Raw genomic sequence first — 9,698 nt, forward strand, 5'->3', positions numbered from 1 at the left:
GATTCCGCCTGATTTGCCCGATAACGATATGAATATCAGTATTCCAGATAACAGTGGTTCCGAAGAATGGGTACCGGGAATGGAGTATGCCGCTTATCCCGGAATGCCCGAAAACGATCCGGGTGTAGAAGTGAATGTGTTGGTGATCGATGCAGAAGAACATGGACAGAATATCCTGTACGTGTTGCGCAATGAAGCCTGGCCCTGGGTGATTAGCGATGAAGATAAACAGAACCTTAAACAGAATTTCTTTCCGACTCATGCCGATATAAAATTGCATATTACAGAAAACTATGATGATTTCAACCCCAATCAGGTATCTTGTGATATTGTAAATGCCAGTACTTCGGTTTTCAGCCTCGATGCTGCCAGACGGAATCTGGAGCAGTTCGAAGATCGGGTAAAATTTCCGAAATTCCCACTGGTCATCACCAGTGCAGGGAACGGAAGTAATACGTTTACCCAGGAAGCCTGGGACCTGTGTCTCGAATTGGGTGGTTTGAGCTGGGAAGATCATATCCTGCCTCATTTCGGTTGGAATCCCGAAGGGCCTTTTACGGCCGGGCAAATGGCTTTCTATAAACCCGGGGATGTGGGGGCTGCTTATGTCGTGCAGAATGTCGGTGACAACGGACATTTCAACGATTGGATTGTTGTCGGAAGAGACGACGGTTACGGAAATAAACCCGGACCGATCCTGAAAGAACGCTGGATATGTACCTATTATGCGTTCAATATGATGGATGCTAAAATAGACGGTACCAGTTTTTCCACGCCTTATGTCGTGAAGATTGCTGCTGAAATCAAGCGGCGTGCGCCTCATTACACGAACAACGATATCGCTCAGCTGATCTTTTCTACGGCCGACGACTTAGGTTCACCCGGATGTGACGAGGTATACGGACACGGGCGGATGAATCCCGCTAAGATTTGGGAAGAGTTGACACGCAGAGGATATTGATGAAAGATAAATAAGTTGGATTTCCGGTTGTTCTGTTCCCAATAGCCGGAAATCCAATTTATTTTGTCTTCAAGCATGATGGATCTTTATAACTAATCGGAGATTAGTTTTGCCGAATTACCCGATAAATAAGCGCTATTTTCCAAATAAAGTTCAAAAACAACTTGAGAAACAAAGGAATATACGATCTTTTTATTGAAAATGAGGTGGTTATATACCTAATTTACACCTGCAAACGTAGGTTTATTTCGTTACCAATTCGTCTCCGGTGATCGGAATTGTCGACCATTGGAGCTGGAACGAGTGTCCGGTTAGGTTTTCCGAACGTCCGGCCGGTGGTGTCTGACGAACGTAGTGAGGAGTTCCGCCGGTCAGTGAAGGAAAGCCTTACCGGACCGTTCCAGGCGAACCGGTCTGACGGTATAAAACCCGGAATCGGAATAGAAAAAAAAATAAACCTACATTTAGTGTAAACATGTATATGAATACCTAAAATAATTAATTTTACGCTCTGTAAACTCAATAACTCAGTAACTCAATAACTCAGCAACTCTAAATCATGAGCATAACGACGGTATTATTTGATTTCGATGGTGTAGTGGCGGATACGGAGCCGCTCTATGACATTTTCTGGGGACAAATAGCGGAGAAATATCATATCGGTATTCCGGATTTTTCGGCAAAAATAAAAGGGACGACTTTGCAACGGATTTATAAACTCTATTTTTCGGATTATTCTTCCGAAGAACATGAGAAAATCACCCGGGCTTGTGAGGAATACGAAGAAACGATGGATTTTCCGGAAGTAAAGGGGGCTGTTCAGTTTTTGCATATGCTTAAAGCTAAAGGTTTTCGGGTGGGGTTGGTAACCAGTTCTTATCGGATTAAAATGGAGCGTGCTTTAAAGCTCCTGGGCTTAGAGACGGTTTTCGACACGATGGTAACGGCCGACCGGATAACGGCCGGCAAACCCGATCCGATGTGTTATTTACTGGCTGCCCGGGATTTACAGGTAAAGCCCGGGGAATGTGTTGTTTTCGAGGATTCCTTTTCCGGGATACAAGCAGGTACGGCTGCCGGGATGCGGGTGATCGGGGTGGCCACGACGAATCCTGAAAAAGCTATTTGCGATAAGGTTTCGGCTGTCATTCCTGATTTTAGTCAACCGGAAAAGATTTTAGAGTTGTTGTCTTGAAATTTGCTTTAAGTTTATTTAAAAACCAAACTTTTTGCTTTCTCCTTTCGTTGAGTATATACAATACGATAAAAACGAAAGATTATGAAAAGCGAGAATTCAAAACTGTTATTAGGCTTGGGGATTGGAGCACTTGTCGGAGCCGCTGTCGGTTATCTGATGACAGGTGAACATCGCCGGAAACTGGAGGAAGATCTGCGGGAAGTGGGACATGGAATCAAAGATGGTGCCAGGTCGGTATTCTCAAAAGTAAAAGCAAAAGCTGAACATGCCGGTTCGAAGTTTGCCGATAAGGCCGGAGAATGGTCCGAAGAGGTGGGCGATAAAGCACAACAATGGGCTGGCAAAGCCGGGGATAAAGCCGAAGAGTGGGCTGAGGCTGCCGGTAATAAAGCTAGTGCTACTGCCGACAACCTTTCTCAGAAAGCAAATGATTTCCGGCAAACGATGGACAACAGGGCTGAGGCTGATGAACAAAAGCAAGCCCAATATGCTGAAAATTACCGGAAAGACGTGAATGATCTGAAAGATCGGGTAAAGAACTCTGAAAAGTCGGCTAACTGATCAGGGAGGTGATGGAGAATGCTGCAGAGAAAATATTTACTGAATTGAAGGAAGATATTTCAACTTATGCTAGGTTGAAACTCCGTCTACTGAAATTAATGGCTATCGAGAGGACTGCTATTGTACTCGCAGTTCTCTCACATAGCCTTATCTTGTTGTTACTGTCTTTTTTTACGGTTCTGTTTCTGTTTGTCGCCTTGGGATGCTATCTGGGGGAATTATTGGATAGTCCGGCACTCGGTTTTCTGATTGTCGGAGGTATTTATCTATTGTTCACTTTGATAGTCTGGGGAATGAAAGATGGAATCCGGATCAGGTTAATGAATACTGTTATCGAAGCTTTGCAAGCGAATGACGATGAAGACGACAAAGATCAATCCCCAAACTCCTCTCGGCCAGGTTATCCTGGAGAAGAGGGAGATCCGACGGCTGTGTCAGGAAACGGAAGAGAAAATTTCCGCTGACTGGCAATATATCCGCTCTCATGCCGGACGGTTGATGTGGTCGGAAATTTCAGCTGTCTTTATGCCACACCGGAGGAATAATGGTGAAAAACAGGGTGGCTTCGGCCTTGCGGGTAATCCGTGGCTCAATATGGCTTGGCAATTGGGAAAACCAATCCTTTACCGCTGGATGGGAGAAGTGGGATGGCAAGTCTTTAAAAGTATGTTCCGTCGTCGGCACGATAAATTCATGTAAATTTCCAATGTAAACCGATACCGGGTCAGATTTTTTTATTTTTCCAGTTTCCCTTTTTCATATACCAACAGGTTAATGAAAACATACAAGCCAGATAAATGTATTCGGTTGTCCAGCAGGTGGCGACATCGGCTTTTAGATAGATTACCAGATAGATCACCGACAGGACATATACTACCAAAGCGATCAGTTCGATAAAAAGTGCCGACCGGGTATTTCCTGTTCCGGATACGGTATTGAATAAAATATTAGCCGGTACACTGACCAGATAGACGAAGATCATCACATAATAGGCCGGTACCGCGCTTTGGATAAGAGCGGAGTTATCCGTATAGATCCGCATAACGCTGTTGGGAAATAAGGCCATCACGAATATCAGAGGGAGGATAAAAACATAGCATAACCGGGACACTTTTTTGAACGTATCCATTACCCTGCCGGAATCTCCGGACCCCATCAGGTTACTTACCAATGAACTGGCGGTAGTGGCGAAAGCACTGACGATAATAAAGAAAAGGGAGGAGATATTCCTTAACACATTGGTAATGGCTAAAGGCCGTTCTCCGAGGTGTTCGACAGCGATAAAAAATAAAAACCAGGTGCTGATAGAAATAAATGCCTGCACCATTGTCCAGATCGAAATACCCAAAATTCGTTTGAGTAAGTGGATTTCTATGCGGTGGAAACGGTAAAGACGATATTTCTGCCGGTCGATCTTCAAGCCGGTGTATACGATAAAAAAGAGCAACGACGTGACTTCTGCAAGGACGGAAGCAATCGCTGCCCCTGCAATTCCTAAAGCAGGAAAACCCAGTTTACCGAATATCAGGATATAGTTGAGCACAACATTCGTACCGACCATCACCAGGGAGTTGGCGGTTAGTGTCCGCGTATCGGCAATTCCGACATAAAAGGCACGAAACATCAACGCCGTAAACGAAAAGAACAAACCGAAAATTCTCCGGTTCATATACTCTAAAGTAGCTTCGTATACCTGTGGCGAGTCGATCAGATGCCGGAGTAGCAAAGGAGAGCCGAAACGGGTAGCAAAAAAGATAAAAGTAGCCAGAAGAAATTGGAATACGAATCCCTGGTTGAACAGCTCGCCGATCGCCGTATAATTTCCTTCTCCGTTTCGCCGGCCGATCATAATCTGTACCCCTGTACTGAAACCGAAACCCAGCATGAAAATGGCCAGATAATACACTCCTGCCAGGGCTGAAGCTCCCAGTTCTACTTCTCCGACTCTTCCCAAAAAAGCGGTATCTGTCATTCCGATCAGATGTTCCATAAGGACACTGACGAGTATCGGACCTGCAATTTTTAAGATTTGACGATTTGTAAAACGCATATGGATTCTGTTTATATAAAACCAGGCGTATTTTTAAAGATCGGACCGGCAAAGATAGCAGAAAATTGTGTATTTTCGTCTGAATCTATCTATTCGTTATTTTATGAAAAGGCGTCTGGTGTTTTTGGTACTCTTGCTTTTTTTGGCGGCAGGCGGAATTTGGTATCTGGTTTTCCGTCAATCCGGTATGTATCGCGTCAGGGAAGGGATTCCTGAAGATGCGGTATTTATTGTCGAGACCCCTTCTTTTAATCGAATACGTGACAAATTATACCGGAATCGGATTTGGGCATCTCTGAAAGCATATCCTTACTTCGAAGAATATCATGCCAATCTGAATCTGGCCGATTCGTTGAGCGAGGTATATCCCGGATTGAGAAAATTACTGACAGACCGCCCTTTTGCGGTGTCCTGCCATTTGGTTTCTGCAACCGATTATGACTTATTGTATGTCTGCGATCTTGGGAAACTGAATGTTATCCAGGCATTCGACGGCTTGGTGGGAGGGGTGCTGGGCGACGGACAAATGAGCAGGAAGGGAGACGTTACCGGGATCAGGATCGGGGAGCTGAAATTATATTATGCGATTAAAGCCAATCTGTTGTTTATCTCCTTTTCTGAAAAATTAGTCACCCGGGCCTGGAAGACTTGTGGGCGACATCCGGCTTTCCAGGAACAAAGCAATACCGGGGATATCCGTCTGGAACTCGAACATACCCGGTTCGAAAAATGGATGAAGATGCTTTGGGGTGAAGCTGCCACCAATGCCGATTCTTCTGCTTTCGAGACGACAGCGTTAGCTTTGCAACTGCAGGATAAAGCGCTTGCCTTTTCGGGGAAAACCTATCCCAGCAGGCATAACTTTTCACTATGGAGTGCTTTAAATCTGGTGGAGGGTAATAAATCGTCGGTCAGAGAGATTATCGGTAATCATGTGGCGGCATACGTATCGGTATGTTACAGTTCGTTCGAAGAGCTTGAGAATATATTGCTGGAAGATTATAAGGTAAATAACCTGAAAGAATTTCAGGGATATGAAAAGACCGTAACCCGCTTGAATAAATTTCTGGGATTGGATCTGGCCGGATTGTTCACTTCGTGGATGGGGAATGAAATAGCGATTGTCAAACCGGCAGTCGATCAGGAAAACCGGCTGGATAACCTGATACTGGCCATCCGGGCCAAAGATATCGATCTGGCTAAAGATCAGCTGGCTTATCTGGCCGAACAAATCGGGCGGAAGACCCCTGTGCGTTTTCGGAATATCGATTATAACGGACATACAATCGGTTATCTCAGCCTGAAAGGTTTTTTCAATATGTTTCTGGGGAAATGGTTCAGTAAGTTCGACAAGCCCTACTATACCTTTATCGGCGATTATGTGGTATTCAGTAATTCGTCGTCTACCCTGGCTGCTATGATAAAAGATTATTCCTTGGGGAATACCCTCGTTCAGGACGAAAAATACAATGATCTGATGAGTGAATTGGGTAACCGGAGTAATATATACGGATATGTTAGTTCGCCCGAGACCTACGAATATCTCTTTCGTTCTTTGCCACCGGAAGATCGTGCTGAATTTGTAAAGAATAAGGGGGCTTTTCAGAGTTTCGAGGCCATCGGTTTCACTTTGACCAATGCTGGAAGTGGGTATGAAACGCATTTGGTGGCTATTCACAATGTCGATGCTGCCCGGGATTACGAGATCCGCGAACTCAGTCGGTCACTCGAAAAACAGGCCGACTTGATCGAGTCCGGGTATTATCATGTGGTGATTCCCGATAGCATCGCCGTGAGTACCCGGGGAGATTATGCTTATCGGACTGAGCAACTGGACTATGCCGGCAAACTAAGTAACGGTGACCCGGAAGGCATTTGGAAGATTACCGATCGGCAGGGGCAGGTTGTCGCGCAGTTGCTCTACCGGGAAGGTAAGCTGCAGGGAGAATCCCGTTTTTTCTATCCGGATGGGGTAGTTGCTGTACAGGTGACATACGATAATGGTAAGATTACGGCTTATAAAGAATTTTTTTCCGATGGAACTTTGAAAACCGAGTTGGAGTATAATAGGGGGCTGAGGCACGGTGAGGCCCGTTTCTATTATTCTACCGGCCATCTCTTCGGAGAAGGAAAATATAAGAAAGGACGACGCACAGGAACCTGGAAATATTATAAAGTAACCGGGGAAATAGAAAAAAAATTGAAATTTTAATCCCCGACTAAATAACGCTCTATGACACAGACAAAAAATCCTCATGTACTTGAAACGGAATCCATCGGCAAGTTGTTGATACAATATTCGATACCTGCTATCATTGCGATGACCGTTACGTCTGTGTACAATATCGTAGACAGTATTTTTATCGGACATGGAGTGGGACCTCTGGCTATTTCGGGACTGGCCCTGACTTTTCCGCTGATGAATCTGATTATCGCTTTCAGTACACTCATCGGTGTCGGTGGCGCTGCGATCAGTTCTATTTACTTGGGACAGAAGGATGATCTGAAGGCGACCGAAGTGTTGCATAATGTTTTGATATTATGTATCCTGACAGGGATATGTTTCGGAGGAATCACCTATTATTTCCTGGATGAAATATTGATTTTTTTCGGAGCAAGTACTTCCACCTTACCCTATGCCCGCGATTTTATGCAGGTGTTGCTATTGGGAAATCCTGTTTCTTTTTTATTTATCGGTTTGAACAATGTGATGCGTGCAACGGGGTATCCTAAAAAAGCGATGTTATCGTCCCTGCTGACGGTAGGAGTAAACATCATTCTGGCTCCGATTTTTATCTTCCACCTCGATTGGGGAATCCGGGGAGCTGCGACGGCTACGATCCTGGCGCAGATGGGAGGGCTGGCATGGGTGTTGAACCATTTTCTACATAGTTCCAGCTACATCCATTTTCGAAGAGGGTTTTACCACTTGAGAAAACATGTCATCATGAGTATTTTCTCGATCGGAATGGCTCCCTTTCTCCTGAATGTGTGTGCCAGTGGGATAGTGATCGTTCTGAATCATAACTTCAAGATTTATGGAGGAGATTTGGCCATCGGTGCTTATGGCATTGTCAACCGGGTGGCTACTTTATTTGTAATGGTGGTGATCGGATTGACGCAAGGAATGCAACCGGTCGTCGGATATAATTTCGGTGCGAGGCATTTTGAACGGGTTCAGAAAACGTTGAAGAAAGTGATCCGGATAGCTGTGACCATTATGGGATTAGGTTGGGTGTGCAGTGAGCTGTTGCCCGGGCATATCGTGGCGATGTTTTCGGACGATGCGGAACTGAATAAATTAGCGGAAGTCGGCCTGCGTATCACCATCTTGTCTTTCCCGATGGTAGGGGCACAGATTGTGATAACTAATTTTTTCCAGTCTATCGGGAAAGCAAAGATTTCTATTCTTTTGTCTTTGGCCCGGCAGTTACTATTCTTAATCCCCTTGCTTTATACGCTGCCCCATATGGCCGGTTTGGATATTTACGGAGTTTGGGGAAGTATGCCGCTAGCCGATACATTGGCTTTTATAGCTGCTATTCTGACATTACGCTGGTATCTGAAGAAAACCCATGGCCTGCAGACGATAGCTTAATTGCAGGCTGAAACTCTCTCCGGTTCTTCCCGTATATAGGGAAAAAACGGCTATGATTGATTTTAAATCGGTGGTATTGGAGGATCGTGAATTATTGACCTCATTTCTTTGGTCCGCTGACCGGCAGGACAATAATCTTTCTTTTGCCAATCTTTGTTGCTGGCAGTTTCTGACTTGCAGTAGTTATGCTATCCTCCGGGACCAACTGGTATTCCGGTTTTGTTTCCCGGAAAACCGGGTGGTGTATACCTTGCCGGGAGGAGAAAGTGCCGGCAAAGAGGTGATCCGGCTTTTAGCACGCCAGGCAAAAGAAGAAGACATACCTCTGTATCTATACGGTATTGTGTCCGATATGCAGCCACAGTTGGAAAAAGAATTCCCGGACGTGTTCGAATACCGTACCGACCGGGATCATTTCGATTATCTATATCTGCGAACCGATTTGGCCGATTTGCGTGGTAAAGATTTCCAGACAAAACGCAACCATGTGAATAAATTCCGCAAAAGTTATGATTTCCGGTATACACCTATGACCGAAGAGATGATTCCCGATTGTTTGCATATGTACGACGAATGGTGTGAAGACCGGCGTTGCCAGGAAGACGAGGGGTTGGGTTACGAACGTCAGGCTTTGATATATGGTATGCAGCATTTTAACCGGTTGGGACTTACCGGAGGTGTCATCTGGGTGGCAGGAAAGATTATCGCCTTTACCTTCGGTATGCCTGTGAACCGGAACACCTTTTGTATTCATGCCGAAAAAGCCTTGGCCGGTTACGAAGGGGCTTATAATACCATTAATCAGGAATTTGCTTCCCGTTTACCCGTGCAATTCAAATACCTGAACCGCGAAGAAGATCTTGGGATCTCCGGCTTAAGGAAGGCAAAGCTCTCTTATCGTCCCGTATGTCTTCTTGAAAAAGGGGTAGCCATCTGTGCCGAAGGCACCTGGGACCGACTACTCTAATAACTCACGGATCGTTTGTTTCAGCAAAAGTGAAGCGATGGGTTTGGAAAGACAGGCATTACAACCGGCTTCCAGGGTTTTGCTTTTGTCGCTGTCGAAGGCAAAAGCCGTCAGGGCGACGATCGGGATCTGCGGGTCCTGTTCCCGGATGATACGGGTTGCTTCCCAACCGTTCATTTCGGGCATACGCATATCCATCAGGATGAGCTCAGGGTGATTCAGACGGTACAGGTTCACTGCTTCTAAACCGGTACGGGCCCGAAGTATTGTATAATCTTTTTTCAACAATGTGGAAATCAGATAAAAATTACTCTCCGTATCTTCCGCCACCAATATCGTCGGTTTTTCGGACGGCTTCAGGGT

At 45.3% G+C, this 9,698-nt stretch carries 9 protein-coding genes; 7 read left to right on the forward strand and 2 right to left on the reverse strand.

Annotation, left to right across the window (positions count from 1 at the left end):
- The 4 genes from WS34_RS13205 to WS34_RS13220 form a co-directional block, all read left to right on the forward strand.
- Window positions 1-961: S8 family serine peptidase (locus WS34_RS13205; protein WP_046405355.1), on the forward strand; the 961-nt coding region annotated here is incomplete at its 5' end.
- A gap of 559 nt (window positions 962-1,520) precedes the next feature.
- Entirely contained in the window at window positions 1,521-2,156 is a 636-nt protein-coding gene (locus WS34_RS13210; RefSeq protein ID WP_046402597.1) for an HAD family hydrolase, read from the forward strand.
- 84 nt (window positions 2,157-2,240) lie between these two features.
- Window positions 2,241-2,720 carry a YtxH domain-containing protein gene (locus tag WS34_RS15720; protein WP_195426841.1) on the forward strand — a complete coding sequence of 160 codons (480 nt, stop codon included), beginning with the start codon at window positions 2,241-2,243 and terminating at the stop codon, window positions 2,718-2,720.
- A gap of 11 nt (window positions 2,721-2,731) precedes the next feature.
- The gene (locus WS34_RS13220; RefSeq protein WP_286693786.1) at window positions 2,732-3,184 is read left to right on the forward strand and encodes a hypothetical protein; all 453 of its coding nucleotides are present in this window, start codon (window positions 2,732-2,734) and stop codon (window positions 3,182-3,184) included.
- Between the two features lie 260 nt (window positions 3,185-3,444).
- Here WS34_RS13220 and WS34_RS13230 read toward each other — a convergent pair whose 3' ends face one another.
- Entirely contained in the window at window positions 3,445-4,770 is a 1,326-nt protein-coding gene (locus tag WS34_RS13230; RefSeq protein ID WP_046402600.1) for an MATE family efflux transporter, read from the reverse strand.
- Between the two features lie 103 nt (window positions 4,771-4,873).
- Between WS34_RS13230 and WS34_RS13235 the strand changes: the two genes are divergently transcribed.
- From WS34_RS13235 to WS34_RS13245, 3 genes are read left to right on the forward strand one after another with little or no spacing between them, the layout of a single operon-like run.
- A complete protein-coding gene (locus WS34_RS13235; protein WP_046405367.1) occupies window positions 4,874-6,982 on the forward strand; it encodes a DUF3352 domain-containing protein in 2,109 nt (702 codons plus the stop codon).
- 21 nt (window positions 6,983-7,003) lie between these two features.
- The gene (locus WS34_RS13240) at window positions 7,004-8,368 is read left to right on the forward strand and encodes an MATE family efflux transporter (protein ID WP_046405358.1); all 1,365 of its coding nucleotides are present in this window, start codon (window positions 7,004-7,006) and stop codon (window positions 8,366-8,368) included.
- A gap of 52 nt (window positions 8,369-8,420) precedes the next feature.
- Entirely contained in the window at window positions 8,421-9,335 is a 915-nt protein-coding gene (locus WS34_RS13245) for a DUF2156 domain-containing protein (protein ID WP_046405361.1), read from the forward strand.
- On the opposite strand, the gene WS34_RS13250 is transcribed toward WS34_RS13245, so the two are convergent.
- Window positions 9,327-9,698 (reverse strand): response regulator (locus tag WS34_RS13250; protein ID WP_286693787.1); only part of this gene is annotated, 372 nt, incomplete at its 5' end. The genes WS34_RS13245 and WS34_RS13250 overlap by 9 nt on opposite strands.

Source organism: Odoribacter sp. N15.MGS-14, assembly GCF_000980245.1.
Lineage (GTDB): Bacteria > Bacteroidota > Bacteroidia > Bacteroidales > Marinifilaceae > Odoribacter > Odoribacter splanchnicus.

Bases quoted from the DNA above. Each gene is read 5' to 3' on its own strand.
- WS34_RS13245 (WP_046405361.1), top strand. From the start codon at position 8,421: ATGATTGATTTTAAATCGGTGGTATTGGAGGATCGTGAATTATTGACC.
- WS34_RS13235 (WP_046405367.1), top strand. From the start codon at position 4,874: ATGAAAAGGCGTCTGGTGTTTTTGGTACTCTTGCTTTTTTTGGCGGCA.
- WS34_RS13210 (WP_046402597.1), top strand. From the start codon at position 1,521: ATGAGCATAACGACGGTATTATTTGATTTCGATGGTGTAGTGGCGGAT.
- WS34_RS13230 (WP_046402600.1), bottom strand. From the start codon at position 4,770: ATGCGTTTTACAAATCGTCAAATCTTAAAAATTGCAGGTCCGATACTC.
- WS34_RS13240 (WP_046405358.1), top strand. From the start codon at position 7,004: ATGACACAGACAAAAAATCCTCATGTACTTGAAACGGAATCCATCGGC.
- WS34_RS13220 (WP_286693786.1), top strand. From the start codon at position 2,732: ATGGAGAATGCTGCAGAGAAAATATTTACTGAATTGAAGGAAGATATT.
- WS34_RS15720 (WP_195426841.1), top strand. From the start codon at position 2,241: ATGAAAAGCGAGAATTCAAAACTGTTATTAGGCTTGGGGATTGGAGCA.